The sequence below is a fragment of the Murinocardiopsis flavida genome, assembly GCF_003014485.1.
GTDB lineage: Bacteria > Actinomycetota > Actinomycetes > Streptosporangiales > Streptosporangiaceae > Murinocardiopsis > Murinocardiopsis flavida.
Genome location: NZ_PYGA01000018.1, coordinates 131,985 through 157,229, shown reverse-complemented (window position 1 = coordinate 157,229; position 25,245 = coordinate 131,985). Strand labels below are relative to the sequence as shown.

General features: G+C 73.1%; 21 protein-coding genes and 1 pseudogene. 6 read left to right on the top strand and 16 right to left on the bottom strand.

Features of this window, described 5'->3' with window-relative positions:
• Nucleotides 1–279 precede the first annotated feature (279 nt).
• Both CLV63_RS23635 and CLV63_RS23630 read left to right on the top strand, forming a co-directional pair.
• A complete protein-coding gene (locus CLV63_RS23635) occupies nucleotides 280–1,089 on the top strand; it encodes a class I SAM-dependent methyltransferase (protein WP_106585380.1) in 810 nt (269 codons plus the stop codon).
• 34 nt (nucleotides 1,090–1,123) lie between these two features.
• Nucleotides 1,124–2,374: a Gfo/Idh/MocA family protein gene (locus CLV63_RS23630; protein ID WP_106585379.1), complete on the top strand. Its 1,251-nt coding sequence runs from the start codon at nucleotides 1,124–1,126 to the stop codon at nucleotides 2,372–2,374.
• A gap of 8 nt (nucleotides 2,375–2,382) precedes the next feature.
• Here the strand turns inward: CLV63_RS23630 and CLV63_RS23625 are convergent, their stop codons facing one another.
• From CLV63_RS23625 to CLV63_RS23575, 10 genes are all read right to left on the bottom strand, one after another.
• Nucleotides 2,383–2,982, bottom strand: coding sequence for an energy-coupling factor transporter transmembrane component T family protein (locus CLV63_RS23625; RefSeq protein ID WP_106585378.1), 600 nt, complete (start codon nucleotides 2,980–2,982; stop codon nucleotides 2,383–2,385).
• Nucleotides 2,979–3,680 (bottom strand): energy-coupling factor ABC transporter ATP-binding protein, encoded by a 702-nt coding sequence (locus CLV63_RS23620; RefSeq protein ID WP_106585377.1) that lies wholly within the window; start codon nucleotides 3,678–3,680, stop codon nucleotides 2,979–2,981. The genes CLV63_RS23625 and CLV63_RS23620 overlap by 4 nt, the downstream gene beginning before the upstream one ends.
• Before the next feature lie 75 nt (nucleotides 3,681–3,755).
• Nucleotides 3,756–4,247 carry a biotin transporter BioY gene (locus tag CLV63_RS23615; RefSeq protein WP_106585400.1) on the bottom strand — a complete coding sequence of 164 codons (492 nt, stop codon included), beginning with the start codon at nucleotides 4,245–4,247 and terminating at the stop codon, nucleotides 3,756–3,758.
• A gap of 267 nt (nucleotides 4,248–4,514) precedes the next feature.
• On the bottom strand, nucleotides 4,515–5,564 hold the full coding sequence (locus CLV63_RS23610; RefSeq protein ID WP_106585376.1) for a lactonase family protein: 1,050 nt from the start codon (nucleotides 5,562–5,564) through the stop codon (nucleotides 4,515–4,517).
• A 132-nt stretch (nucleotides 5,565–5,696) separates the two neighbouring features.
• Nucleotides 5,697–6,260 (bottom strand): GTP-binding protein, encoded by a 564-nt coding sequence (locus CLV63_RS23605; protein ID WP_106585375.1) that lies wholly within the window; start codon nucleotides 6,258–6,260, stop codon nucleotides 5,697–5,699.
• A 10-nt stretch (nucleotides 6,261–6,270) separates the two neighbouring features.
• Nucleotides 6,271–6,549, bottom strand: a complete 279-nt coding sequence (locus CLV63_RS23600; protein ID WP_245929003.1) for a DUF742 domain-containing protein — start codon at nucleotides 6,547–6,549, stop codon at nucleotides 6,271–6,273.
• A gap of 134 nt (nucleotides 6,550–6,683) precedes the next feature.
• A complete protein-coding gene (locus CLV63_RS23595; RefSeq protein WP_106585399.1) occupies nucleotides 6,684–7,097 on the bottom strand; it encodes a roadblock/LC7 domain-containing protein in 414 nt (137 codons plus the stop codon).
• A gap of 110 nt (nucleotides 7,098–7,207) precedes the next feature.
• Complete coding sequence (locus CLV63_RS23590; protein ID WP_106585373.1) at nucleotides 7,208–8,758, bottom strand: sensor histidine kinase; 1,551 nt, start codon at nucleotides 8,756–8,758, stop codon at nucleotides 7,208–7,210.
• A 690-nt stretch (nucleotides 8,759–9,448) separates the two neighbouring features.
• On the bottom strand, nucleotides 9,449–13,381 hold the full coding sequence (gene hrpA / locus CLV63_RS23580; RefSeq protein ID WP_106585372.1) for an ATP-dependent RNA helicase HrpA: 3,933 nt from the start codon (nucleotides 13,379–13,381) through the stop codon (nucleotides 9,449–9,451).
• Nucleotides 13,382–13,530: 149 nt separating this feature from the next.
• A complete protein-coding gene (locus tag CLV63_RS23575; RefSeq protein WP_106585371.1) occupies nucleotides 13,531–14,100 on the bottom strand; it encodes a hypothetical protein in 570 nt (189 codons plus the stop codon).
• A gap of 157 nt (nucleotides 14,101–14,257) precedes the next feature.
• Here CLV63_RS23575 and CLV63_RS34685 point away from each other — a divergent pair, with 157 nt between their 5' ends.
• Complete coding sequence (locus CLV63_RS34685; protein ID WP_106585370.1) at nucleotides 14,258–15,286, top strand: serine/threonine-protein kinase; 1,029 nt, start codon at nucleotides 14,258–14,260, stop codon at nucleotides 15,284–15,286.
• A 504-nt stretch (nucleotides 15,287–15,790) separates the two neighbouring features.
• On the opposite strand, the pseudogene CLV63_RS35165 reads toward CLV63_RS34685, so the two are convergent.
• Together CLV63_RS35165 and CLV63_RS23560 are read right to left on the bottom strand one after the other, a co-directional pair.
• A pseudogene (locus CLV63_RS35165) lies at nucleotides 15,791–16,105 on the bottom strand (ferric reductase-like transmembrane domain-containing protein); the annotation flags it as partial.
• A 422-nt stretch (nucleotides 16,106–16,527) separates the two neighbouring features.
• Nucleotides 16,528–16,908 (bottom strand): STAS domain-containing protein, encoded by a 381-nt coding sequence (locus CLV63_RS23560; protein ID WP_106585369.1) that lies wholly within the window; start codon nucleotides 16,906–16,908, stop codon nucleotides 16,528–16,530.
• A gap of 412 nt (nucleotides 16,909–17,320) precedes the next feature.
• Between CLV63_RS23560 and CLV63_RS23555 the strand changes: the two genes are divergently transcribed.
• On the top strand, nucleotides 17,321–18,529 hold the full coding sequence (locus CLV63_RS23555) for an FUSC family protein (RefSeq protein WP_170134305.1): 1,209 nt from the start codon (nucleotides 17,321–17,323) through the stop codon (nucleotides 18,527–18,529).
• Between the two features lie 49 nt (nucleotides 18,530–18,578).
• On the opposite strand, the gene CLV63_RS23550 is transcribed toward CLV63_RS23555, so the two are convergent.
• Genes CLV63_RS23550 through CLV63_RS23535 form a run of 4 tightly spaced genes read right to left on the bottom strand, consistent with a single transcriptional unit; the run spans nucleotide 18,579 to nucleotide 22,752 of the window.
• Nucleotides 18,579–19,415, bottom strand: a complete 837-nt coding sequence (locus CLV63_RS23550; RefSeq protein WP_106585367.1) for a carbohydrate ABC transporter permease — start codon at nucleotides 19,413–19,415, stop codon at nucleotides 18,579–18,581.
• On the bottom strand, nucleotides 19,412–20,341 hold the full coding sequence (locus tag CLV63_RS23545; RefSeq protein ID WP_106585366.1) for a carbohydrate ABC transporter permease: 930 nt from the start codon (nucleotides 20,339–20,341) through the stop codon (nucleotides 19,412–19,414). The genes CLV63_RS23550 and CLV63_RS23545 overlap by 4 nt, the downstream gene beginning before the upstream one ends.
• A gap of 10 nt (nucleotides 20,342–20,351) precedes the next feature.
• Nucleotides 20,352–21,707, bottom strand: coding sequence for an ABC transporter substrate-binding protein (locus tag CLV63_RS23540; protein ID WP_106585398.1), 1,356 nt, complete (start codon nucleotides 21,705–21,707; stop codon nucleotides 20,352–20,354).
• Nucleotides 21,708–21,744: 37 nt separating this feature from the next.
• Complete coding sequence (locus CLV63_RS23535; RefSeq protein WP_146165642.1) at nucleotides 21,745–22,752, bottom strand: LacI family DNA-binding transcriptional regulator; 1,008 nt, start codon at nucleotides 22,750–22,752, stop codon at nucleotides 21,745–21,747.
• A gap of 140 nt (nucleotides 22,753–22,892) precedes the next feature.
• Here CLV63_RS23535 and CLV63_RS23530 point away from each other — a divergent pair, with 140 nt between their 5' ends.
• A complete protein-coding gene (locus CLV63_RS23530) occupies nucleotides 22,893–23,921 on the top strand; it encodes an ADP-ribosylglycohydrolase family protein (protein WP_106585364.1) in 1,029 nt (342 codons plus the stop codon).
• A complete protein-coding gene (locus tag CLV63_RS23525; protein WP_106585363.1) occupies nucleotides 23,918–24,940 on the top strand; it encodes an ADP-ribosylglycohydrolase family protein in 1,023 nt (340 codons plus the stop codon). The genes CLV63_RS23530 and CLV63_RS23525 overlap by 4 nt, the downstream gene beginning before the upstream one ends.
• The last annotated feature ends 305 nt before the right edge of the window (nucleotides 24,941–25,245 follow it).

Here is a 25,245-nt window from a genome sequence, read left to right as displayed (position 1 = left end):
ACCGACCTCGACAACCTCCAACCCCTCTGCGCGGCCCACAACCTCGCCAAAGAGCACCGCCGCGCCGCACACGAACGCCGCACCCGGACCCACCGCAACGCCGCCCCCCGCCACACTCCCCAATACCCCACCGTGCACCCCGCCGAAGATCCACCCACAGACCCCGACCCACCCCCACCGCAATAACCCCCCACCACCCCACCCGCCGGGCCCCCGCCCGGCGGGCCGCACCCATGCCCTGATCACCCCTCTGCGTTGTCCGGCGGCTATTCTCGACCTATGGCGATCGAGGGCGAGCCGGGTTCCGCGGCCGGGTACCAGGGGCCGCGCTCCCGCTCCTTCGGCTCCATAGCCGCCGAGTACGCCGCGCACCGCCCCGACTACCCCGCCGCCGCCGTCGCCTGGGCGCTCGAACCCCTGGCCGACCGCTCCCACCCGGACGTCCTCGACCTCGCCGCGGGCACGGGGAAGCTCACCGCGGGCCTGCTCACCGCCGCCCCGCGCACCGGCCGCGTGTTCGGCGGCGAACCCGACCCGGCGATGCGGGCCGAGTTCGCGCGGCGCCTGCCCGGCACCCCGGTGGTCGGCTGCACGGCCGAGCGGATCCCCGTGCGCTCCGGCGCCCTCGACGCCGTGGTCGTGGGCCAGGCGTTCCACTGGTTCGACCCCGACCGCGCTCTCGGTGAGATCGCCAGGGTGCTGCGGCCGGGCGGGGTGCTCGCCGTCTTCGGCAACGACGGCGACTTCGCCGTCGACTGGGTGGCCGAGCACGAGCGCATCACGCACCCCGACGCGGCCGCCGACAGCACGGACGACCCCCTTCCCCTCGCCGCGCACCCGCTGTTCGGGCCGCCGGCCGACCGCGCGTTCGCCCACCGGCAGCGGACCACCGCGGCCGGGCTGACCGCCACGGTCGCCACGCACTCGCGCACGCTGCTGCTGCCGGACGCCGAGCGCGCCTCGCTGCTCGCCCGCACCGAGGCGCACCTGCACGGCGTGCACGGCCCGGCCGTTTTCGACTTCCCGCTGGTCACCCGGGTCCGACGCATGCGCAGGCAGCCGGTGTCCGACCCGGCGGCCGGGAACTAGGGCAGGGAACAGCAACCACGGAGAGGGAGTGCCGATGACCGCGGTGCGGGTACTGATCGTGGGAGCGGGTTCGCGCGGCAGCGGCTACGCCGAGTGGATCCGGGAGCATCCGGAGGTCGCCGAGGTCGTCGGCGTCGCCGAACCCCGGGCCGAGTACCGGGAGCCGCTGGCCGACGCGCACGGGGTCTCACCGGAGCGCCGCTTCGCCGACTGGCGCGACGCCGCCGCAGCGGCGCGGTTCGCCGACGCCGCGCTGGTGTGCACGCTGGACGACGCCCACCTCGAGCCCTCACTGGCTCTCGCCGACCGCGGCTACCACCTGCTGGTGGAGAAGCCACTCGCGCAGACCCGCGCCGACTGCGCCGCCATCGTCGCCGCGGCGCAGCGCAACAACGTCCTGCTCGGCGTCTGCCACGTCCTGCGCTACGCGCCCTACACCCGGCTGCTGAAGGAGATCATCGACTCCGGCCGCATCGGCGACATCGTCAGCGTGAACCACCTGGAGCCGGTCGGGTTCTGGCATCAGGCGCACTCCTACGTCCGCGGGAATTGGCGGCGCACGGCCGACACCGCGCCGATGCTGCTCGCGAAGTCCTGCCACGACCTCGACTGGCTGCGGCACATCATCGGCGGCGACGCCGAGCGCGTCTCGTCCTTCGGCTCACTGCGGCACTTCCGGCCCGAGAACGCGCCGGCAGGGGCCGCGCAGCGGTGCCTCGACTGCCCGGTGGAGCACGACTGCGCCTACTCGGCGCCGCGCATCTACGGCCGGTTCCTCGCCGAAGGGCGCACCGGGTGGCCGCTGGACGTGCTCACCCCGAAGCCGACGGAGGACACCGTGCTCGCCGCGCTGCGCGACGGCCCCTACGGCCGCTGCGTCTACCACAGCGACAACGACGTGGTCGACCACCAGGTGGTGTCGCTGGAGTTCAGCGGGGGCACCACGGCCACCTTCACCATGACCGCGTTCAACCGGGCGCGCCCGCGCGAGACCGCCCTCTTCGGCACGCGGGGCGAGCTCTTCTGCGACGGCGCCACCATCAAGGTCTACGACTTCCGCACCGACAGCACGGAGACCATCAGCGTCGCGGCGGCCAACGACGGCCAGATCGACACCGGGCACGGCGGCGGCGACGCCGGGCTGCTCGCGTCGTTCCTGCCCGCTGTCGCCGCCAATGACCCGGCCATGGTCGCCACGAGCGGCGCCGACGCGCTGCGCTCCCACGAACTGGTCTTCGCCGCCGAAGAGGCCCGGCTGACCGGCAGCGTCGTCCACCTGTCCTGACCCGGCGCTCAGTCGATGCCGCGGGCGACCATGGCCTCGCCCATGGCCTCGGCCGAGCGGATCAGCCCCACGATCACGGGGACGACGAGCAGGTGCGGGCGGCCGCGCAGGCCCCGCGCCGCGTAGGCCTCCCGCGAGTTCCGGTACGCCGTCGCGACGAGCGGGATGCAGCGGATGGTCAGCGCGAGGGTGAGGGCCACCCGGTCGGGCCGCACGCCGACGTGGCGCAGCGGCCCGGCCAGCCGCTCGAAGAGGGCGAGCATCGCGCTGACCTTCGTGGTGAGCGTGACCAGCCCCGCCAGGAGCACGGCAGCGACGAGTTGGGCGCACACCCGCACGGCCGTCTGCGCATCGGCCGCGTACCACTGGAACACGCCGATGACCGCGACGAACACCAGCAGCGGCCGGACGGTGCGCCACACATGGCGCGGGGCCAGCCCGCACAGCGGGTAGAGGAGCACGGCGGCGGCGACGGCGGCCAGTGCGACCCGCAGGTCCCCGGCCAGCAGCATCGCCGACACCGCGACCAGCAGCACCAGCAGTTTGGCGCCGGCCGGCGCCCGGTGCGCCGGGCCGTCGCCGGGCACGTAGAGGCCGACGGTGCTCACGCGTGCGGCTCCGGGCCGCCGCGGGGCGCCATGAGTTCGGTGTAGTGGGCGACGGCGTCGTCCGGCGCGCCGTCGAACGCGATCCGCCCCTCGTCCAGCACCAGGACCCGGTCGTACCCGGCGAGCATGTGCAGGTGGTGCGTGAGCAGCACGACCTGCTGCGGGAGCGCGCTCAGGCGCCGTTCGATGGCCGCGGTGTTGCGCAGGTCGAGCAGTGTGGTCGGCTCGTCGCACACCAGGATCGCGGGGTCGGTGACGAGGACCGAGGCGAGCGCGAGCAGCTGCTTCTGCCCGCTGGACAGCAGGTGCGCCGGGTGGTCCCGGTGCCCGTCGAGGCCGTAGGCGCGCAGGACGCCGTCGACCCGGTCGGCGATCTCGGCGGCGGACAGGCCGCTGCGGCGCAGGCCCACCTCGACGTCCTCGGCGACGGTGGGCATGATGATCTGGGTGTCGGCGTCGGAGAACACGAACCCGACCCTGCGGCGGATCGCCTTGGCGTCCTTCCTGGTGTCGCGGCCCTCGACCAGGACCCGCCCGGAGTCGGGGATCACCAGCCCGTTGAGCATCCGCGCCATCGTGGACTTGCCCGAGCCGTTGGCGCCGATCACCCCGATCCGGCGCTCCGCCAGTTCGACGGTGATCCCGTCGATCACCCGCCGCCCGTTGTAGCTGTGGGTGATGTCGTCCAGTCGCAGCACGGTCGTTCCTGTTCAGGGCATGTACGTACGGGGTGGGCCGGGCGGGGTGCGGCGCGCCCGCGGCGCCGCCCGGTTTCAGGCGGTGGGCCGCCCCGCAGGCGGCACCGGGTAGGCGCGGAACACCCCTGCCGCAACGGCCGACGCGATTGCGGCCTTGGCGATGTCGCCCGGCAGGAAGACGGCGAAGCCGAGGAGGGCCGCCAGCGAGGTGTCGCCGGTGACGACCGCGCTCCACGGCACACCGACCAGGTAGACCACGCCGATACCGCCGACGGCGTTGCACAGCAGCCCCCACCAGAAACGGTACCTGGGCAGCATCCGCGCGGTGAGCAGGCCGATGACGAACGCCCCCGCGACCCAGCCGATCAGGTACCCGCCGGTGACCCCCGCGAACGGCGCGAGCCCGCCGCGCCCGCCGGGCAGCAGGGGCAGCCCGACGGCGACCAGCAGCAGGAAGGTCAGTACGGCGAGCGGGCCGCGCGTGGGCCCGAGGAGGCTCGCGGCCAGCATGACGCCCAAGGTCTGAAGGGTGATCGGCACCGGCCCGATCGGGACCGCGAGGGTCATGCTGAGCACCGCGATCAGCGCGGCGAACAGCGCGATCAGGGCGATGTCGCGGGGGACGAGACCGCGGTTGCGCGGGGGCGGCGGGCTGGTACTCACTGGCTGACCTGTTCCGTTGCGGCGTGCCGGAAGAGCGGGGGTATCGCACTCATTGTGCGCGAGTCCCCCGCGCTCCGCCCTGCCGGATCGGACAGGATCGGGCCGGTGTTCCTTGGCGGAACGGGCTATCGACGTCGCGGCCGGACCGGCGGGGTCCGGCGGGGTCCGGCGCTACCGTGCCGGCAGCACGCACACCGCGCTGGGCAGGTCGAGCCGGTTGCCGGTTGCGGCGGGCACCCCGGTGGCCGGGTCGAGCCGGAAGGTCTCCAGGCTGCCGGGGTCCTGGTTGGCGGCGATCAGGAGGTCGCCCGCGAGGGTGAAGTGCCGCGGCCACACCCCTTCGGTGGCGGCCTCGCCCGCGGGGTGCAGCGCTGCGCCGTCGGCGGCGACGTCGAAGACGGCGACGGTGTCGGCGACGCGATTGGACACGTAGAGGCGGCGCGCGTCGGCGGACAGCGTGACCTCGGCGAGGAGGGTGCGCCCGCCCGTTGCGGTGGCCGGTGCCGAGGAGACCGGGGCCGCCGTCGCGGTCGCGGGGTCCCAGCGCAGCACGTGGACGGCGCCGTCGAGTTCGCCGCCGACGTAGATGTGGCCGCTGGGGTGCACGGCGAGGTGCCGGGGGCCGGTCCCGGGGGCGCAGCGCACCGCGATGGACTGCGGGCCCAGCGGTTCGGCGGCGCCGGCGGTGTACGGGTGGGCGCGCAGTTCGTCGGTGCCGAGGTCGCACACCAGCAGGTGGGTGCCTCCCGGGGACAGGTCGGCGCTGTGCGCGTGGGAGCACTCCTGCCGGTCGGCGACCGGCCCGGTGCCGTCGTGCGCGAACTCCTGGACGCGCTCGCCCGGTGCGCCGTCGGCCCCGATGGGGTGGACCGACACCACGCCTTCGGCGTAGTTGGCGACGACGACGCAGTCGTCGAGGACGGCGAGGTGGCAGGGCGATCCGCCGCCGGTGCCGACCGAGCCCAGCGGGGTCAGGGTGCCGTCGGATGCCGTGGCGAATCCGCTCAGGCGGCCTTCGGGCGCCTCGTTGACGGCGAACAGCAGCGGGCGGGTCGGGTGCAGGGCGAGGAACGAGGGGCCCTCGGCCGCCGCGGCGAGGCCGCCGTCGGTGAGGGCGCCGGTGGCGGTGTCGAGCCACACCCGGTGCACGCCGGAGCCCGCTCCGGCGGGCTCCGATCCCGGTGTGTAGCTCCCGACCCACAGCAGTCGACGCTCGCCCATGCCCGTTCCCTTCCGGCCCGCCGCGGCCGACGCCCGGCCCGGACCGCTCACCCTACGAGAACCGGTGCGGCGCCCCGCGCCCTGGGGTGGTCCCCCTGGCGGGGCGCCGCGTACCCGGATCGGCGGCGCCGCTCATCCGGCGAGCGCCGGCTCCTTGGTGGGGTGCGACAGCGCGTATTCGAGGAGCGTGGTGAGGGCGCTGCCGGCGGACCGGCGGTCGCGGGCGTCGAAGTCGATGATCGGGATGCCGGGGCGGATCTCCAGCGCCTCCCTGATCTCGTCCACCGTGTGCCCGAGCTCGCCGTCGAAGCGGTTCAGCGCCACGATGTAGGGCACCTGCGGGTTGTTCTCGAAGTAGTCGACAGCGGCGAAGGAGTCGGCGAGCCGACGGACGTCGACCACGACGACCGCCCCCACCGCGCCGCGCACGATGTCGTCCCACATGAACCAGAACCGCGCCTGGCCGGGCGTGCCGAACATGTACATGATCAGCTTCTCGTCCAGGGTGATGCGCCCGAAGTCCATGGCCACCGTCGTGGTGATCTTGGTCGGGGTCGAGGAGGTGTCGTCGTGGGCCTCGCTCGCCTCGGTCATCATCGCCTCGGTGGTCACCGGTGGGATCTCGGAGACCGAGCCGACCAGGGTGGTCTTCCCTGCGCCGAACCCGCCAGCGATGACGATCTTGGTCGAGACCATCGACGACTTGTCATTGGAAGAGACGTTCGAGGCCACGGAGCGCCCTCTCAAGTACTTGGTTCTCCGACGGGCTGTGCCCAGTGATGGTCGGATGGATGTAGATGAGTTCCTGGTCGGCGAGGTCGCTGATCAGGACTTGGGTGACGCCGACGGGGATCTTGAGCTCCGCCGAGATCTCCGCGACCGAACGCGCCTCCCGGCACAACCGGTGGATCTGCTCGGATTCCGGCAGCAGGTTCTTCGGGGGCGCCGTCCCGGGGTCGGCCACGGACACCAGCGTTTGCAGCATCAGCGGATGCCGTGACCGGGTCCGGCCGCCCGTGAAGGTGTAGGGGCGGATCCTGATGCCCCTTCTGCGGCGATTGTTCACGACTGTGCACACCTCTTCATGGGGGAAGCTCCATGGAAGCAAGGCCGGTCAGGTCAGTTGGCGATGACCTCGCGCAGTTGCGAGCGCAACTGCGGGGTGAGCACGTGGCCGGCGTTCTCCACGAGCAGGGTCATCTGGTAGGCGACGATCTTCATGTCGGCCTGCTTGCTTGCGAGGACTGCCAGCGACGACCCGTCGCTGATGGCCATGACGAACAGGTAGCCCCGGCTCATCCGCAGGATGAGCTGGTCGCTGTCGCCCTTGCTGAACATCCTGGCCGTACCGTCGGCGAGGCTCTGCATTCCGCTGGCGATCGCCGCCAACTGCTCGGCGTGCTGCTCCGGAAAGCCTTCTGAGGCCGCCAGCAGCAGGCCGTCGGATGAGACCACAACGGCGTGCTCGACCCCGGCCACCTCCGAAACGAAGTTGGAGATGAGCCAGGTGAAATTCTCCGCACTTTCGGTCATCAGCTTGTCCACGTCCACTCGGTCTTCTCGGGTTCACCCGGCGGGCGCTTGTGCGCGCGCCGGTCAATGTCGCTGCGGTTCAACCGTCGTCCTGGACCATGGGACCGCGGTCAGTTGTCGCGGCCGGCCGCGCGTTCGCCCTCGAGGAAGCCTTCGAGGTCGGCGCGGATCCGGTCGGCCCGGCTGGCGGGGGTGCGCGACGGCTCCTCGGGTTCGGCCGCAGCGGGCTGCTCGGCGAGTGGTTCAGGGGCCGCACCGGACCGGTGGGCGCTGCGGCGCGGGAGGCCGGATGCTGTGACGGACGACTGGTTCATGTCGGATCTGCCCTCCTGCCTCGCACCGGGCTGGGTGGTGCCGGGTGCGGTCGGCGCGATCGGCTGGGGCACGGGGGCAGGGGGCGCCACCGGGCGCCGGGGGAGGTCCGCCGAGCTGGGCTGGGCGGGGCCCGTCGTCCCGAACAGGTTCTGGGGGACGACGACGTGGGCGCTGACGCCGCGGAACGCGCGCGCTTCGAGCTGCACGGCGAGGCCGTGCCGGTGCGCGATGCGGCTGGCGACGTAGAGGCCCATGTGCTTGACGGAGTGCTGGTCCAGAACGGGCGCGCCGTTGAGCCGCGTGTTCAGGGACTCGAGGCGCTCCTTGGGGATGCCGATGCCCTCGTCCTCGACGGTGATGAGGAGGCGGTCGTCGGCCATGGCCTGGGCGCTGACGACGACCTGGGCGTGCTCCGGCGACTTGGCGGTCGCGTTCTCCATGAGCTCGGCGAGCAAGTGGCTGAGGTCGTCGGCCGCGCTGCCGGAGATGAACAGCTCCGGCATCTTGCCGATGCGGATGCGCTGGTAGTCGCTGATCTCGGAGATCGCGGCGCGTCCGACGTCGAGCAGCGGGATGGGGTCGATGGAGGGGTCGCCGCTGTCCTGGCCGGCGAGGATCAGCAGGTTCTCGCCGTTGCGGCGCATCCGCGTCGCCAGGTTGTCGATCTTGAAGAGCTTTTCGAGCAGATCGGGGTCCTCGGCGGTGTCCTCCAGCTCTTCGACGGTGTCGATGATGGAGTCGACCAGGCTCAGGTCGCGCATCGCCATTCCGGCGAGGCTCGCGGCGAGCAGTTCGGTCTGCGCCTGGTCCACCGGGGAGACGACGGCGGCGGTTGCGGTGGTCGCGGCGGTGGTCGTGGCGGCCGCCGCCGGGGTCTCGGCGGGGCGCGCGGGCGGCGCCTCGGCGGGGGGCTGCTGCTCCTGCGGCCAGGGCCGCACGGAGTCGACCGCGGGCGCCGCGCCGTTGGCCGGGGCGGCGGGCTGCGGCACCGGCGGTGCGGCGGCCCACTGCTGCCCGGCGTTCCACGGCTGGTCGGCACCCCAGTGCTGCGGGGGCGGCGGTGCGGCCCCCTGCGGCGGGTAGCCGGGCGGCGGCTGCCGCAGTGCGGTGTCGGCCGCGGGCCATCCGCCGGACTCCTGGTGGTGGCGGCCGGTCGGCGGCGGTATCAGGTCGGCCGTGTACTGCTCGGCGGCGAGTCCGTCGGGGTCGGGCCGGCGGGACAGTCCGACCTTGCGCAGGAACCTGCGCCACCGGCCGGCGTCGTCGCCTCCGGGCGCGCCGACGGGCCCGCTGCCCTGCACGGAGCCGGGGTGGTCGGGGCTGGCCGACGATCGAGCCTGAGCCACAGCGCTCTCCTCAAGTGGGGGCCTGACCAACAGAAGTGGTTTCGTTGCGGATGACGTCGGGGTCTTCCACCGTCATCCGGCAGTACGCCGCCCACCGAAAGGGATTCGGGACTCGGGTTTTGTGGCCGAATCGGACATACCAGAAGAACGTGCATCAGTAAAACGTTCTCGCATGTCGTACCTGGCGGGCGAAACAGCGGCCAGGCTAGCACAGCGAATCCCTATGAATTGGGCGTTTCCCTGCTTTCCGTGGACAGTCTTGCTCTCACCTGGCCACAGTGCCACGAGGCCCCATCAGTCCACTCCGGAAACCCGGAACATGTGTCGCACACCACATCCACGTCTTCGCACGGATGGCGAAGGCCGACAATTCACCCGCGAATCCCCCCCGAATCCCCGCGGACGATTCGGCGGCCGTGCACCGGGCGAAGGCTTCGCGAGTGGCCCCCGGTAAGTGGGTCGGCGCCTTCCGCGCGGCGGTCGATTTCCATTGCCGGAGCACCGACGGTGAACGGCGCGCTTTCACCGGAGATTGCGCGCATTTCCGCGCCGATGCCGCGCACGGCTCGCAGCCCTGCGGCGGGGCCGTCCGATGCGCCGCCGCGTCGCCTGATGGGAGATGCGGGACCGGCCCGGGGCCCGGGACGTCCCCGGGGCCCGGGCCCGGGCCCGGGCCCGGGCCGCAGGGGCCTACGGCTTCAGCGCCTCGATCGCCTTCAGGATGCGCTTCTCCGACACGGGGTAGGCGGTGCCGACCTCCTGGGCGAAGAGGCTGACCCGCAGCTCCTCCAGCATCCAGCGCAGCTCGACGACGTCGTCGTCGGCCTCCCGGCCGGCGGGGAGCCGCGCCAGCAGCGCCTCGCGCGCGACGCGCATCTGCTCGACCTTCGCCATGTTCACCTGGTCGCGGCGCGGGTTCTCGGGCAGCTTGGCGAGCCGGTACTCGACGCCGCGCAGGTAGCGCAGCAGGTCGGGCAGGCGGCGCGCACCCGCCGCCGTGACGAAGCCCTTGTGGACCAGGCCGGACAACTGTCCCTGGATGTCGGCCAGCGACGCGAGGACCGCCAGGCTCTTGGTGCCCTTCATCCGGCGCTCGACCTCGTGCGCCTTCGCGAGGACCCGCACCACGCCGTCGACGGTGACGCCCAGCGCGTCGCCGATCTCGGCGCGGACGTAGGACTGGAGCGCGGCGAACGCCTCGGGGTCCCACACCACGCCCCCCGCCTCGGCCACGAGCTGGTCGGTCGCCGCCGCCCGGCAGTCCTCGAACAGGGCGGGCACGCTGCCGTGCGGGCTGTGCCCCAGCGCCAGCTTCGCCGGGTTCCCCAGGTTGCGCTGCACGGCGGCCGCCGGCGAGGCGACGGTGAGCAGCAGGAGCCGCCGGGTGCCGACCCGCATGGCCGCCCGCTGCTCGGGCTCGGTGTCGAAGATGCGCACCGCGACGCTGTCGCCCTGGTCGACCAGCGCGGGGTAGCCCTTGACGGCCGGACCGGCCGACCTGCGCTCGAAGGTGCGCTCCAGCGGACCGAGGCTCCACTCGGTGAGGCCGGTGCGCTCGATCCCCTTGGCCTCGGCCGAGATGGCCTTCGCCAGCCGCGGTTTGAGCTGGCGGCGCAGCTCGGCGAGGTCCTTGTCCTCGGCGAGGCGGCGGCCCTTGTCGTCCACGGCGCGGAAGGTGATGCGCAGATGGTCGGGGACCCGGTCGAGCTGGAAGGAGTCGGCCGGGATGCGCTCCCCGATCATCGCGCCGAGTTCGCGCGCCAGCGCCTCGGCGAGGGGGCCGCCGCCGGGGTCCAGGCGCCCGGCGACCTTCGCGGCGTAGTCGGGAACGGGCACGAAGTTGCGCCGCAGCGGCTTCGGGAGCGCGCGGATCAGCGCGGTGACCAGGTCGGCGCGCAGGCCGGGGATCTGCCAGTCGAACCCGTCGTCCGAGACCTGGTTCAGCACCTTCAGCGGGATGTGCACCGTGACACCGTCGGCCTCGGCACCCGGCTCGAACTGGTAGGACAGCGGGAAGTCGAAGGACGCCTGCCGCCAGTGGTCGGGATAGTCGTCCTCGCTGACCTCCTCGACGCCCTCGTTGATGAGCATCGACTTCTCGAAGTTGAGGAGGTCGGGATCGCGCTTCCTGGCGCGCTTCCACCAGGTGTCGAAGTGCGCGCCCGAGACGGCCTCGGCGCCGAGGCGCTGGTCGTAGAACTCGAACAGGGCGTCGTCGTCGACGAGGATGTCGCGGCGCCGCGCCCGATGCTCCAGGTCCTCGACCTCGTCGAGGAGCCTGCGGTTGGCGTGGAAGAACGCGTGGTGGGTCTGCCAGTCGCCCTCGACCAGCGCATGCCGGATGAACAGTTCGCGCGCGGCCTCGGGGTCGATGCGGCCGTAGTCGACCTTGCGCTGCGCGACCAGCGGCACGCCGTAGAGGGTGACCCGCTCGAACGCCGCCACCGCGCCGCGGTTCTTCTCCCAGTGCGGCTCGCTGTAGGTGCGCTTCACCAGGTGCGCGCCGAGCTCCTCGGCCCATTCGGGTTCGATCTTGGCGACCATGCGACCCCACAGCCGGGAGGTCTCGACCAGTTCGCCGGCCATGACGAACCGCGGCTGCTTCTTGAACAGGGACGACCCGGGGAAGATCGCGAACCGGGCGCCGCGCGCGCCGGCGTACTCGTGCTTGTCGGGGTCCTTGAGCCCGATGTGGGAGAGGAGCCCCGCGAGCAGGGACCGGTGCACGCTCCGCTCGTCGGCGTCGCCGGTGTTGAGGGTGGCCCCGAGCTGCTTCACGACCTGCTTGAGCTGGCTGTAGATGTCCTGCCACTCGCGCACCCGCAGGTAGTTGAGGTACTCGGTGCGGCACAGCCTGCGGAACCGGTTGCCGGACAGGGTCCGCTGCTGCTCCTGGAGGTGGCGCCACAGGTTCAGGTAGGCGCTGAAGTCGGACTCCTTGTCGGCGAACCGGGCGTGCTGCTCCGCCGCCGCCTGCTGCTTGTCGACGGGGCGTTCGCGGGGGTCCTGGATGGACAGCGCGGCGGCGACGACCATGACCTCGCGCAGGCAGCCGTTGTCCGCCGCCGCCAGCACCATGCGGCCCAGCCGGGGGTCGACCGGCAGCTGGGCGAGTTTGCGGCCGACCGGTGTCAGCCGGCGGCGTTCGTCGTCCTCGTCGGGGTCGATCGCGCCGAGCTCGGCGAGGAGCTGCACGCCGTCCTTGATCTGGCGGCGGTCGGGCGGCTCGACGAACGGGAACGCCGCGACGTCGCCCAGGCCGAGCGCCGCCATTTGCAGGATCACGGAGGCGAGGTTGGTGCGCAGGATCTCGGGGTCGGTGAACTCCGGGCGCGCCTCGAAGTCGTCCTCGGAGTACAGCCGGATGCAGACGCCCTCGGACACCCGCCCGCAGCGGCCCTTGCGCTGGTTCGCCGACGCCTGCGACACCGCCTCGATGGGCAGCCGCTGCACCTTGGTCCGGTGGCTGTAGCGGGAGATGCGGGCGTAGCCGGGGTCGATGACGTACTTGATGCCGGGGACGGTGAGCGAGGTCTCGGCGACGTTGGTCGCCAGCACGATGCGGCGGCCGCGGTGCGGGGCGAACACCCGGTGCTGGTCGCCGGCCGAGAGCCGGGCGTACAGCGGGACGACCTCGGTGTCCTTGCGCTCCTGGCGGTCGAGGAAGTCGGCGGTGTCGCGGATCTCGCGCTCGCCGGAGAGGAACACCAGGACGTCGCCGGGGCCCTCGGCGAACAGCTCGTCCACCGCCTCGCCGATGGCCTGCGCCTGGTCGCGGTCGCCGCCCGCCGTCACGGGTTCGCCGTCCGCGTCGACGGTCTCCTCGACGGCGGGGCGGTAGCGGACCTCCACGGGGTAGGTGCGCCCGGACACCTCCACGATCGGGGCGCCGCCGAAGTGCCGGGAGAACCGCTCGGGATCGATGGTCGCCGAGGTGATGACGACCTTCAGGTCGGGGCGGCGCGGCAGGAGCTGCTTGATGTAGCCGAGGAGGAAGTCGATGTTCAGGCTGCGCTCGTGCGCCTCGTCGATGATGATGGTGTCGTACTGGCGCAGCATGCGGTCCTGCTGGATCTCCGCCAGCAGGATGCCGTCGGTCATGAGCTTGACCAGGGTGTCGGAGCTCGAGGTGTCGGTGAACCGCACCTTGTAGCCGACCGCCTGCCCTGTTTCGGTGCCGAGCTCCTCGGCGATGCGCTCGGCCACGGTGCGCGCCGCGAGGCGGCGCGGCTGGGTGTGGCCGATACCGCCCAGCACCCCGCGGCCCAGTTCCAGGCAGATCTTGGGCAGCTGGGTGGTCTTGCCCGACCCGGTCTCACCGGCGACGATGACCACCTGGTGGTCGCGGATCGCCGCGGCGATGTCGTCGCGCTTCTGGCTGACGGGCAGCTCGGCGGGGTAGCTGATCTCGGGGACGGCGGCGCGGCGGTCGCGCACCCGCTGCTCGGCCCGGTCGATGTCGGCGCCGATGGCGGCGAGCACCGCGCCGCGGGCGTCGTCGCCGCGCACCTTGGCGCGGGCGCCGTCGATACGCCGACGCAGCCGGTGCCGGTCGAGCGGCATCAGCGCGGGCAGCCGTTTGTGCAGCTCGGACAGCGATGGTGTGGCAGCAGGCGTTTTCATAACCGCAGTCCAGGATATGAGCCGCCGCAAGCTGTTTTCCGCATGACCCCGCCGGTCCGGCCGGAACGCGCCGGCGGGCGGCGGCGGGCGGCGGCGCCGAGGGCGGCCGCCGGGGGCGCGCCGCCGGGTATCGGCGGGCGGGGCGCCGCTCACTGGGCGTCGGCGGGACCGGCCTCCTGGAGCAGACCCCAGGTGAAGTCGGCGATGTGGCGCCGCGGCACGCCGTCGTCGCCGGGTGCGGCGAAGGCCAGCCGCCAGCGGGTGGGCGCGGTGCCCTCCATGGGGGTCGCCGGGGCGAAGGCGCGGGCGACGTCGTCGACGACGCACGACCACGGGTGCAGGTCGGCGGCCGACCGCAGCTCGGGCGGTGCCGAGCCGGGCGCGCGCACCAGCCAGGCGTGCCACACCCCGCCGGCGCCCGACAGCACCTCGAACCGGAGGTCGGGCCAGAGGTCCAGCGGCCACTGGTGGGCCTCGAAGCGGAGGTCGCCCACCGTGCGCGCGACCGACGACTCGGGCGGGCCGAGCACCTCGCGGTAGCGGCGCACGGTGTGCGGGGCGCGGGAGTGCAGCATGGCCTGCCAGCGCTTGTTCACCTCGCGCAGCCGCGTCCGCGACGCCCCCAGCCGGCGTACGGCGTCCTCGACGAGGTCGGGCCGGTAGTCGGCCATGCGGCGCAGCAGCACCAGTTGGAACTCCCGCGCGCCGAAGTCGTGCACGGCCCCCTCCCTCCGATCGGTGGCGCGACCGACACTGCCACGCGGTGCCGACAGCGCGCGAACGGGTCGCGCGCCTAGACTCGTCCCCCAGCGCACTCGGAGCCGTGGGGAGCCCGCACATGCACGCAGCCCGCTCACGGCACCGACGGGGTCCGGTGTGATCGCGCGGGGGCGGCGGCGGTTGGACCGGTTGCGGCCCGGCGACCCCGAGGAGGTCGGGCCGTGCCGCATCGTCGGCAGGGTCGGCACCGGGGGCATGGGCACGGTCTTCGCCGGGACCATGGGCGGGCGCGCGGGCTACCTCGCCGTCAAGGTGATCCACCCCGAGTACGCGGCCGACCCCGGTTTCCGGCGCCGCTTCGCCCGCGAGGCGCGCCTGCTGGTGCGGGTGAACAGCCGCTGCGTGCCGCGGTTCGTCCGGGCCGACGTCGAGGCCGAGCGGCCCTGGCTCGTCACCGAGTACGTTCCCGGTCCGACCCTGCGCCGCCAGGTGGAGCGCTTCGGTGCGCTGCGCGGCGGCATGCTGCTCGGCCTCGCCGCGGGTGCGGCCGAGGCGCTGCGCGCGGTGCACGGCGCCGGGATCGTGCACCGCGATCTGAAACCGGGGAACGTGGTCATGGCGCCCGGCGGCCCGAAGGTGCTGGACTTCGGCATCGCGCACGCCCCCGAGGACGCCACCCGCTGGCTGCGGCTGCGCCGGGGCCGCGGCCGGGTGCGCGCGCTGGGGCTGGCCGACTCCCCCGCCCTGACCGAGCCCTTGGGCGCGTTCGTGCCGACCGGGCGCCGCCGCGGCGACCGGGTGGGCACGCCCGGGTGGATCAGCCCCGAGCAGTACCGGGGCGGGCCCGCGACCCCGCGCTCGGACGTGTTCCTGTGGGGGGCGCTGGTGGCGTTCGCCGCCGGTCGCAAGGACCCCTTCGGGCACGGGTCGCCCCGGGAGATGGCCTTCCGGGTGCTGCGCGAGGAGCCCGACCTCGAGGGCCTGCCCGACGGCCTGGCGGCGCTGGTGGGCGCCGCCATGGCCAAACGCCCCGAGGACCGCCCGGAGCCCGCCGCGCTGCTGTCAACGACGCTCGGGCTCGCCGGGGCCGACGACGTCCGCGGCCTGCTGGCCGACGTGTGGACGCGCGTCTCGGCGCCGCCGCCCCGCCCCCCGCGCCGCCCCCTGCTGCCCCGCTGGGGGTGAGGCGGCCGTGCCCGGGTCCGGTCCCGGGCCGGGCGGGCGGCCCGCCGCGCTGCGCCGCCGCGGCCTGGCGCGGACGGCAGCCCACGACACGGCCGCGATGGCGAGCAGCAGCGCCGCCAGCCCCCACCACACCATGCCCTGGGTGACCGCCGGATCCCCGCTCTGCGCGCCCGGGGTGCGGCCGCCGTCGCGCCCGCTGGCCGTGACCGCGAGCAGCACCACCACCGCTGCCGCGGCCGCGACGCGCCCCGCCAGCCGGGCCGCGAGCGGCAGCAGCGGCGGGCGGGCCGCCGGGTCGCCCAGCACCAACCGGTCGGCGCGGCGGGCCGGCGCCAGCAGCCGGAGCAGGAACAGCGCCGCGACGGGCAGCTGAAGCGTCCAGACCAGGGTGCGGAACGCGCCGTCGAACCACACGTTGGTGCCGTAGAGCAGGGTGTGCCAGACGCTGAGCACATAGACGACGATGATGAAGCGGTGCAGCACCGTCCACAGCCGCGGCCCCATGGTCGCCCGGTAGTAGAAGGACAGGCCGAGCGGGATCGACAGGTAGAACGCGATCAGCCCGATCAGGATCGCGACCTGGCCGGTGCCGGTGGCGTACCCGCCGGGGACGAAGGCGTCGACGAACGCCCGCCCGACCCTGCCGCCCCACCCCAGGCCGTGCTCGTTGGCCCGCACGAGTTCGGCGAAGAACATGAACGCGTGGCCGAACATCAGCCCGATGGTGGTCAGGCTGGTCGTGCGGTGCCAGCGCTCGATCCGCGCCACCGGGACGGGCGACCACCCGGGCCGGGTCGTGGAGCGCAGCAGGCCGAGCATGACCGTGATCCAGGCCCACAGCAGCCCGGACCAGCCGAACGCCTGGCACAGCCAGTACATCCAGTAGGCACCGGCGTCGGCGAGGAACGGCATGACCGCCAGGGTCTGCGACTCCCCCGAACGGATGCGCGCGTACAGCAGCCAGAAGACCAGCGCGGTGACGGCGAGCCCCGCCGTCGCGTCGGGGACCGCGGCCCGCAGATCGGTCCGCAGCCCGGCCGTGTCCATCCTTGAGCGGCGCTCGCGCCGCCGCGGTTCGGCGGCCTGCCGGGGCCGGTCCGGAGTCCCTGCCATAGGGCACCTGCTTCCACTCGTCGCCAGTAGTGGTCATGGCGTCCAAGTGGTGCGGCACCTGCCCGATCCGCGTCGGGGCCGAGGTCTTCCTACCCATGAGCGCGCGGGGTGACGCGCGGATCACGCGGCTACCGTTGTCCGGGGCCGTCCAGCGGAGCCCCGGCGGCCACCGCGCCGGTGAGCGCGGCATGGCCGTCGCGGACGTCGAGCAGGTGGCGTACCCCGGACAGCGCCAGCACCCTGCGGACCGCGGGGTGCGGGGCGACGACGCGGAGCTCGCAGCCGAGCAGCCGCGCGCGGCGGCGCAGCCGCACGAGCAGGTCGATGCCCGAGGAGTCGCAGAACACGGTCGCGGTCATGTCGGCCACGAACACGGCCGGCCGCGTGCCGAGCAGGGCGAGGCACTGCTCCAGGGCCGCGGTGCGCGTGTCGAGGTCGATCTCCGCCGGCAGCAGCACCGAGAGCACGCCGTCGCGGCGGTGGACGGGCAGGCGTGGAGCAAGGCGCATGGTGGATCGTCGCTTCCCGATGGAGTCCCGATGGAGTCGAAGAGCCGAGGGGCGCTCTCCCGCATGGCGGCGCACCGGTACGGCGGCCGTAGCGTCTGTCTACCCAGCGCCTTCGCGCCGTGCAAGCACTGCCGGGCGTGCGCGTCGGGCCCCGGCCGCGGGTGCGGCGGGGCCCGGATCCGGGCGTGCGGCGGCACCGGCGGCGCTTCGCGCACCCGGCCACCTGCTGCGCGCGCCGCCGATTTCGGCACCGGGATTTTGACCGCAGCCGAACCGGAGTATGCACACGCCGCGGCGGCGGCCGGCCGGGTCCGGCGCGGCGGCCCGCGCGAAGTTGTCGCCCTCGGACGGCCCAGGGGTAGTCACCGCGGGGACGGTAACAGCGGAGTATGCGGCGGACCAAGGGAGCACAATGGTGCGCAAGGGCATCGGACCAGCGACCGTGAGCAACAAGGCGGTGCCCCGGGCCGCGCGGTGGTTCGCCCGGGCGCGCGACTTCGACGGCCACGAGCGGCATGTCGTCCTGATCCTGCTGAAGAGCGCGGTCGCGGCGACGGCGGCCTGGGTGCTCGCCAACGACGTCATGGGCACCCGCTCCCCCGCGTTCGCCCCGTTCTCCGCGGTACTGATGGTGCAGGTCACCGTGTACCGATCGCTGAGCCAGTCGCTGCGCCACGTCGCGGCGGTGACGCTCGGCGTCGCCATCCAGATCGCGGCGGGCCTGCTCGCCGGCCCGGACATGCTGACCTTCGCGCTGGTCTGCGTGATAACGCTGGCGATCGGCCAGTGGTCGCGGCTGGGCGTCCAGGGCCCGCAGGTCGCCACGGCGGCGTTCTTCGCCTTCTCCCAGTTCGTCAGCGCCACCGACCTGTCCGACCGGCTCGGGCAGCTCGGCCAGATCGTGGGCCTCGTCCTGCTGGGCAGCGCCATCGGGGTCGCGGTGAACCTGCTGCTCTTCCCGCCGCTGCGCTACCGCAGCGCCCGGTACGCGATCGCCGCGCTCGCCGCGTCCCTGGGCGGCCTCCTCACCGACATGGCGCAGGCCCTGCGCACCGCCGAACTGGCGGACGACCGCACCAGCGAGTGGTGGCGGCGCGCCAACCAGATGGACCGGGCGACGGCCGCAGCCCAGGAGTCCGTGTACACCGCGGAGGAGAGCGCGTACTACAACCCGGCGCGGCTGCTGCGCCGCAACCGCTCCCCCCTCCCGTTCGAGGCGTACCGGACGCTCATCGACGCGCTCGGCAGGGCCTCGGGCGACATCGCGTCGATCGCCCGGGGACTGCACTACAACCGTCCCGACGACCCGGCGGACCCCGCGGTGGTCGACCTGCACGCGACGCTGAGCGACCTCCTGGAGGCGGTCGGCCGCACCGCCGAGGTACTGGCCGACCTGGACACCGACGGCATCGAAGCGCGACTCGACGCCATAGACGGGCACCTCGCGTCCGCCGCCGACGCGTGCGCGCGCCTCAAGAAGGGCGAACGCAGCACCGACCCACGGAAGATCGAGCAGACCCGCGGCTACGAGGCCGTCATCGTCGACGCCACCCGGCTCGTGGAGGACATCCGGACGGCGTTCGGCGACATCCGCGCCCCCGAGGGCGGTACCGCGCCGTGACGCCCGGCCCCCGCGCCGGCATGGTGGGGGCGGGGGCGGGGGCCGGGCGTCAGTTGGCCATGCCGGCGGAGGTGTAGCCGGACACGAAGCGGCGCTGGAGGGCGAGGAATAGCAGGAGCATGGGCAGCACCATGATCGACCCGGCCGCGCTGACCAGCGCGTAGTTCGTGGCGTAGCCCTGCTGGAAGGAGAACAGGGCGATCGAGGCCGGCAGCGCCTCGCTGTCCTGGATGAAGGTCACCGCGATGATGAACTCGTTGTACGCCTGGAGCCCCGACACCAGGGCCGCGGTGAGCACGCCCGGCCACAGGAGCGGCAGCACGATCCGGGTGAACACCCGCAGCTCTCCCGCGCCGTCGATGCGCGCGGCCGCCTCGTACTCGGGCGGGATCGCGATGAGGTACGACCGCAGCAGCAGGGTCGCGAACGGGCTGTACAGGGCCCAGTAGATGACGATCAGCCCGAACTGGGTGTCGTAGAGGCCGAGCGTCGTCCACCACGACAGCAGGGGGACCAGCGAGAGCTGGATCGGCAGCGTGCTGACGACCAGGAGGTACAGCATCACGACGCCCGGCTTGGGCACGTCGAGCCGCACCAGGGCGTAGGCGCCGCAGCAGGCGATGACGCACACGCCGCCGGCCGTGCTCAGGACGATGACGGCGCTGTTGAGCAGCCCCGTGCCCATGCTCGCGTCGACCCAGGCCGTGGCGAAGTTGTCCCATTGCAGCTCGGCCGGCCAGCTCAGCGGGTTCGCGCTGATCTCGGCGGGTGTCTTCACGGCGCTGAGGAGCAGTACCAGCATGGGGCCGGCGGCGTATGCCGCGAGCAGCAGGAGCAGCCCGTAGACGCCCCAGTTGCGGGCCGGCCGACTGCGGGGGGCGCTCATACGTCCCACCCCGCTCGCCTGCGCAGCACGAGGTACCCGGTGACGGCCGTGGCGCTGATCAGCGCCAGGACGACGCCGATCGCCGAACCGTAGCCCGCCTGCTGCTCGGTGAACGCGCTCCGGTAGAGCAGGGTGCTGAGCACCTCTGTCGCACCGCCGGGGCCGCCCTGGGTGAGGATGTAGACGTAGTCGAACACCAGGAACGACCAGATGATCGTCATGAGGAACAGGAAGACGAACGTCGGGCGGATCCCGGGCAGCGTGATGTGCCAGAACTCGCGCCAGCGGCCCGCGCCGTCCAGGCGTGCCGCCTCGTACAGCGACGGGTCCACCGACCGCATCGCCGCCAGGAACAGCAGCATCAGAAATCCCCACCACTGCCAGTTGTTGATGAGCGCGATCGCGCCCAGCGCGAGGTCGCCGTCGCCCAGGGCGTTGATGTCGGCCGCCCAGGGCACTCCGAAGTCGCCCAGCACGCCGCCGATCCCGACGGACGGGTTGAGGAGCTGGCGCCAGATCGACGCCGAGACGACCGTCGCCACCACGTAGGGGACGAAGAACAGCAGCCGGAACAGCAGCTGCCCGCGCCGGATCCGGGTCAGCAGGTAGGCGCCCAGCAGGCCCATGCCCATGGGAACGGTCAGGAAGAACACCGTCCACAGCAGGTTGTTGCGCAGCGCCGTGCGGAACGAGTCGTCGCCCGCGAGCCGGACGTAGTTGTCCAGGCCGACGAAGCCCGGGGCGTTGAGCCCGTCCCAGTCGGTGAAGGAGTAGAACACCGACATCACAGCGGGCCCGGCGATGACCAGGATGTTGACGGTGAACAGCGGAAGGAGGAACAGGAGCCCCGCGAGGCGCCGCCCGCGCGACGCGCGCGCGGTGCGGCGCCGGGGCGCCGGGCGGGTGCCAAGGGCCGGCAGGGTCATCGCAGGGCTCTCAGTCGGCCTCGGGTGTGAAGGCGTTGGGCACCACGCCCTCACCGGTCTCCTGCGTGAACTGCCCGGCAAGGCCCGAGCAGTACTCCTTCGGCGGGAGGTCGCCGGTGATGACCTTGTCGAACTCCTCGTAGAAGAAGCTGTTGGAGCGCGGCGGCAGGAACGTCCAGCTCGTGTAGCCCAGGTTGGTGCTCTTGGGGATGGCGTTGTACAGCCGCTCCGAGCGCTTGTCGGTGTCGTCGGGGAAGTCCCCGCTCTCGACCTTGATGGGCGGCGGGTTCTCGCCGGTCGCGGCGAGGTAGCCGAGGGCCCGGCCCGGGTCGTTGATGAGGAAGTCGAGGAAGGCCACGGCGCCGTCGCCCTTCTTCTCGTCGGCGCTCAGGGCCAGGCTGGTGCCGATGGCGAGCGGGAAGACCCCGGGGTCGACGTCGCTCGACAGGGAGGGCAGCGGGGCCCAGTCCCAGTCGGCGTCGTTGCCGGCGTCCTTGCCGAAGAAGGTGGCGATGGACCCGAAGCTCCACGTCCCGCTGATGTACATCGCGACGTCGCCCTTCGCGAGGCCGGTCAGCACATCGGGGTCGGTGGTGGTGAAGTAGTCCTTGGTGCCGCCGCCCCACCAGCCCTTGTCCATCTGCGACTTCATCAGCGAGACCGCGTCGACGATCGCCTCGTCGTCGAAGTCGCGGCTGCTGGTGAGCACCTCGTACAGCCGGTTCGGCCCGACCGCCATGTTGAGGAACGCGGTCAGGTACCACTCGGTCTGCGCCTTGTAGCCGCTGTTGCCCGCGCCGACGGGGATCAGGCCCTCGCTCTTGGCGTCGGCGCACAGGTCCTCGAACTCCTGCTTGGTCGTCGGCGGCTCCCAGCCGTACTTCTCGAAGGTCGCCGGGTTGTAGTACAGGACCATCGAGCCGTAGCTGGTGGGCACCGAGAAGATCTTGTTGTCGACCTGGCTGAGCTGGTACGCCCAGGGCAGCAGCGCGTCCTTCCACTTGAAGTCGGACGCGTAGTCGCCGAGCTCGCGGATCTTGAACGACTTGGCGTACCCGGCGACCGCGGAGGGGCCGGGGCTGTAGACGATGTCGGGGGCGCGCCCCGCCGAGACCGCGGTGTCGGTGAGCTGCGCGAGGTTGGTGAGCTGCTTGACGCTCATCGAGACCTGCGCGCTGTCGGAGGTCTTGTTGAAGGCGTCGACGTAGTGCTCGCGGAAGTACTTCTCCGTGGGCTTGCTGGGAAACGCGGCCCAGTACGACACGTCGGCGCCGGAGCCGGCACCGCCGCAGCCGCCGAGCAGCGACGCTCCGGCCAGGACGGCTCCGCCGTGGAGCAGGCTGCGGCGCGAGAGCTGGTGAGACATTGATGGGTCCAATTGGCGAGTGGATCGGGTGGACTGGTCAGGACGAGTCGCGGACCGTGAGACGGGTGGAGAGCACCTCTTCACGGGCCGGCCCGGTGTGGACCCCGGTGATGCGGTCCAGGAGCATGCGCGCACACGCCCGGCCGATCTCGCGGGCGGGGTTGTGCACGGTCGTCAGCGCGGGCGACAGCAGGGCGGCTGCCTCGATGTCGTCGTAGCCGGTGACGGCGATGTCGTGGGGCACGGTCAGGCCCGCGCCGCGGATCACGTCCATCGCACCCACGGCGATCAGGTCGTTGCCGCAGACCAGCGCGTCGGGGCGGAGTTCGAGCAGACGGCGGGCCCCCGCCACGCCGCCTGCCCGGGTAAATGACTCGGCGCGGACGAGCGCCGGATCGAAGCGGCGGCCCGCTTCGCGCAGGCCGCGCCGGTATCCCTCGGCGCGCAGCCGCGCCGGTGCGGTCGACTGCTCGCCGTTGATGAAGGCGATGCGCCGGTACCCGCGCTCGGCGAGGTGCCCGACCACGCCGGCCACCCCGGCGGTGTCGTCGGAGCTGACGATGTCGCCGAGTTCGTCCTCCGGTGCGCCGCTGAGGCGCACGAGGTGGGTGTTCGAGGCGATGATGCGGTTCAGCTCGTGGCCGGTGCTGCCGTAGGAGGCCATCAGGATGCCGTCGGGCCGCCGGTTCAGCACCTGGCGCAGGACGTCGTCGAGGCTGCGGCTGGGCAGGTCGGCGTCGCTGATCGAGATGAGGTAGCCCTCGGGGTGCAGGACGTCCTGGACGCCCGCCGCCAGCAGGGGGAAGAACGGGTTCGTGATGTCGGGGATGACGATCGCGACGCTCTCGGTGCGCTGGGTCCGCATGCTCCGCGCACTCGGGTTGGGCTGGTAGCCGAGCATCTCGATGGCGTTCTCGACCCGTGCGCGGGTGGGCGCGCCGACCGGGCGCTTGCCGCTGAGGACGTGCGAGACGGTGGTGACGCTCACGCCGGCGGCGGCGGCGACGTCGCCGATGACGACGCGCCCGTCTCCGATTCTCGGCACGGCCCCCGCCACCTCCTCGTACTCCTCGCAAAACGATTTGCGTTGCTCATGGTAGATATTGCATGGCGCATCCGGAGTGCGTCAACACGAACCGCGCCGACACAAGGCAACGAATTGGTTTCTCTGCGTACAGGACGGTCATGATCTCAGACGAGGCGACGGGCGCAGCCCCGGCACCGCCCAGCGAACGCGCCCGGGGCGCGCTGCTCGGCCTCGCCGTCGGCGACGCCCTCGGCGCACCGACCGAGGGGATGACCCCCGCCGCCATCCGGCGCGAGTACGGCCGGGTGACCGGCTTCCTCTCCGCCGACGCCGCGGGCACCGACGACACCGAGTACGCGGTCCTCTGCGCCCAGGGACTGCTGCGGCACGGGTCCGATCTCACCCCCGACGACGTCGCCGCCGTGTGGCAGGAGGCGCTGCGCGCGCAGGTCGGCGCCTTCCACAAGGCGGGGTTCAGCGAGATGACCGCCATCGCCAACCTCGCGGCCGGGCTGCGCCCGCCGGTCAGCGGCACCGACAGCTACGAGTCCTGGAGCGACGGCGCCGCCATGCGCGCGGCGCCGATCGGCGTCTTCTGCGCGGGCGACCCCGCCGAGGCGGCCCGGCTCGCCGCCGTGGACGCCTGCGTGAGCCACACGCGCGACGGGATCTACGGCGCCCAGGCCATCGCGGCGGCGGTGGCCACCGCGATGACCGCGGCGGACCACGGCGCCGTCACCGCCTCGGCGCTGGCCGCGCTGCCCGAGGACTCCTGGTCCCGCCGCCTCGCCCGGCAGGCGGTCGACATCGCCCTCGCAGCGGCCGACCCCACGGCGGCGGAGGCGGACCTGTACCGCGAGATCCCCCTGTTCCACTACCCGTGGGCCGATGCGGCGCCCGAGGCGGTCGCCCTGGCGCTGGGGCTGTTCACCGCCCACCGCGGCGCCCTCAACGCCGGCGTCCTCAGCGGCGTGAACATCGGGCGCGACTCCGACACCATCGCCGCGATGGTCGGCGCGATGGCGGGGGCCCTGAACGGCAGCGACGCCATCGATCCCGCCTGGCGGCACCAGGTGCGCATGGTCGCCGGCCGCTGCATCACCGCGACGAGCGGTACGGACCTGCGCGAACTGGCCGACGCGCTGTACACAGCGGGTCGGCGTGTCGAGGAAGGTGCACACCTGTGACCGACGACCGGCTCGACTCCGCCCGGGGCGCGCTGCTCGGCCTCGCCGTCGGCGACGCCATCGGCATGCCCGCGCACTTCCACCGGCACGCCCGCTCCGGCTGGAGCCGCGCCATGCTGTGGCAGCTGAGCGCCGACCTCGACGCCCAGCAGGTCTCGCGCCCGCTGCTGCCCTTCACCCCCACCGCCGACGGGCACCCGCTGTGCGGCACCGACGACACCGAGACCATGGCGACCGCGGCCCTGGTGCTCCTGGGCGCCGAGGACCACGGCAGCGACGGGCTCTTCCGGCGCTGGCGGCACTACATCGCCGAGGACCCCGAGGCGTGGTGCGGCACCGCCGAGCGCTCGGCCGCGCGCAACGCCCGGAAGGGACTCGTCCCGCCGCACACCGGGGCGGACAACCCTGTGCACTGGGACGACGGCGCGGTGAGCGCGGCGGTCGCCTGCGGTGTCCGCTACGCCGGGGACGTGGAGCAGGCCGACCGGGTCGCCGCGGCCTATGCGGGTATCACCCACGCCCATGAGGGCGTCGAGGCCGCCCGCGCCATGGCGCGCATCATCGCGGCCCTGGTGGCCGGCAGCCCGTGGGAGGCGGCCCTGGACGAGGGGGCCGCCGCCGTCGCCCGCGACGGCTGGCTGGGCCGGAACCTGCGCACGGCCGAGGAGATCGCGCGGCAGGCGTCCTCGGCGTTCGCGGCGGTCCCCGCACTCGCCCGCGCGCTGAGCCCCGGCACCTACAGCGACGCGCGGGTCGCCCCCGAGACGCTGCCCGCGGCGCTGGCGATCGCCCGCCTCTGCGGGCCGGCGCCCGAGGCGGCGATCCAGGCGGCCTCGCTGCTCTCGCGCCAGTCCGACAGCCTGCCGGCCATGGTCGGCGCCATGACCGGCGCCGCGGCCGGCGCCGACGCGCTGCCCGAGGAATGGCGCACCGAGGTGGACGAGGTCAGGGGCGTGCTCGTGCCCGGTGTCGCGGGAACCCGGCTGGGCACCCTCGCCACCCGCCTACTCCCCACCTGACCGACCCCCCGCGCCCTGCCGCCCCGTTGTCCGGGCGCCTCCGCACGGCATTCCGCCCCAACACACCAACACCGCACCACAGGGAAAGGCGGCCGGGTCCGGGGAAGCGCGCTGGAGACGAGGCGAATGGCTCCGGGAAATCCTCCCGGCCGCCCCCGGCATCCGCGAACGGCTCGCGCCGGCCCGATCTCCCCGATCCGGGGAAGATCCGGCCCGGCGGACCCCTGAACCGCCTCGACGGGCGAGAAATCAAGGGGGCGATGCCGGATATTCCCGACTCGTCGATTTCTTCGACCTCCCCATCG

What these genes read in the sequence shown, in the direction of transcription:
- CLV63_RS23635 (WP_106585380.1), top strand. Translation starts at nt 280, where the DNA reads ATGGCGATCGAGGGCGAGCCGGGTTCCGCGGCCGGGTACCAGGGGCCG.
- CLV63_RS23630 (WP_106585379.1), top strand. Translation starts at nt 1,124, where the DNA reads ATGACCGCGGTGCGGGTACTGATCGTGGGAGCGGGTTCGCGCGGCAGC.
- CLV63_RS23615 (WP_106585400.1), bottom strand. Translation starts at nt 4,247, where the DNA reads ATGACCCTCGCGGTCCCGATCGGGCCGGTGCCGATCACCCTTCAGACC.
- CLV63_RS23610 (WP_106585376.1), bottom strand. Translation starts at nt 5,564, where the DNA reads ATGGGCGAGCGTCGACTGCTGTGGGTCGGGAGCTACACACCGGGATCG.
- CLV63_RS23605 (WP_106585375.1), bottom strand. Translation starts at nt 6,260, where the DNA reads ATGGTCTCGACCAAGATCGTCATCGCTGGCGGGTTCGGCGCAGGGAAG.
- CLV63_RS23600 (WP_245929003.1), bottom strand. Translation starts at nt 6,549, where the DNA reads ATGCTGCAAACGCTGGTGTCCGTGGCCGACCCCGGGACGGCGCCCCCG.
- CLV63_RS23595 (WP_106585399.1), bottom strand. Translation starts at nt 7,097, where the DNA reads ATGACCGAAAGTGCGGAGAATTTCACCTGGCTCATCTCCAACTTCGTT.
- hrpA (WP_106585372.1), bottom strand. Translation starts at nt 13,381, where the DNA reads ATGAAAACGCCTGCTGCCACACCATCGCTGTCCGAGCTGCACAAACGG.
- CLV63_RS23560 (WP_106585369.1), bottom strand. Translation starts at nt 16,908, where the DNA reads ATGCGCCTTGCTCCACGCCTGCCCGTCCACCGCCGCGACGGCGTGCTC.
- CLV63_RS23555 (WP_170134305.1), top strand. Translation starts at nt 17,321, where the DNA reads ATGGTGCGCAAGGGCATCGGACCAGCGACCGTGAGCAACAAGGCGGTG.
- CLV63_RS23550 (WP_106585367.1), bottom strand. Translation starts at nt 19,415, where the DNA reads ATGAGCGCCCCCCGCAGTCGGCCGGCCCGCAACTGGGGCGTCTACGGG.
- CLV63_RS23545 (WP_106585366.1), bottom strand. Translation starts at nt 20,341, where the DNA reads ATGACCCTGCCGGCCCTTGGCACCCGCCCGGCGCCCCGGCGCCGCACC.
- CLV63_RS23540 (WP_106585398.1), bottom strand. Translation starts at nt 21,707, where the DNA reads ATGTCTCACCAGCTCTCGCGCCGCAGCCTGCTCCACGGCGGAGCCGTC.
- CLV63_RS23530 (WP_106585364.1), top strand. Translation starts at nt 22,893, where the DNA reads ATGATCTCAGACGAGGCGACGGGCGCAGCCCCGGCACCGCCCAGCGAA.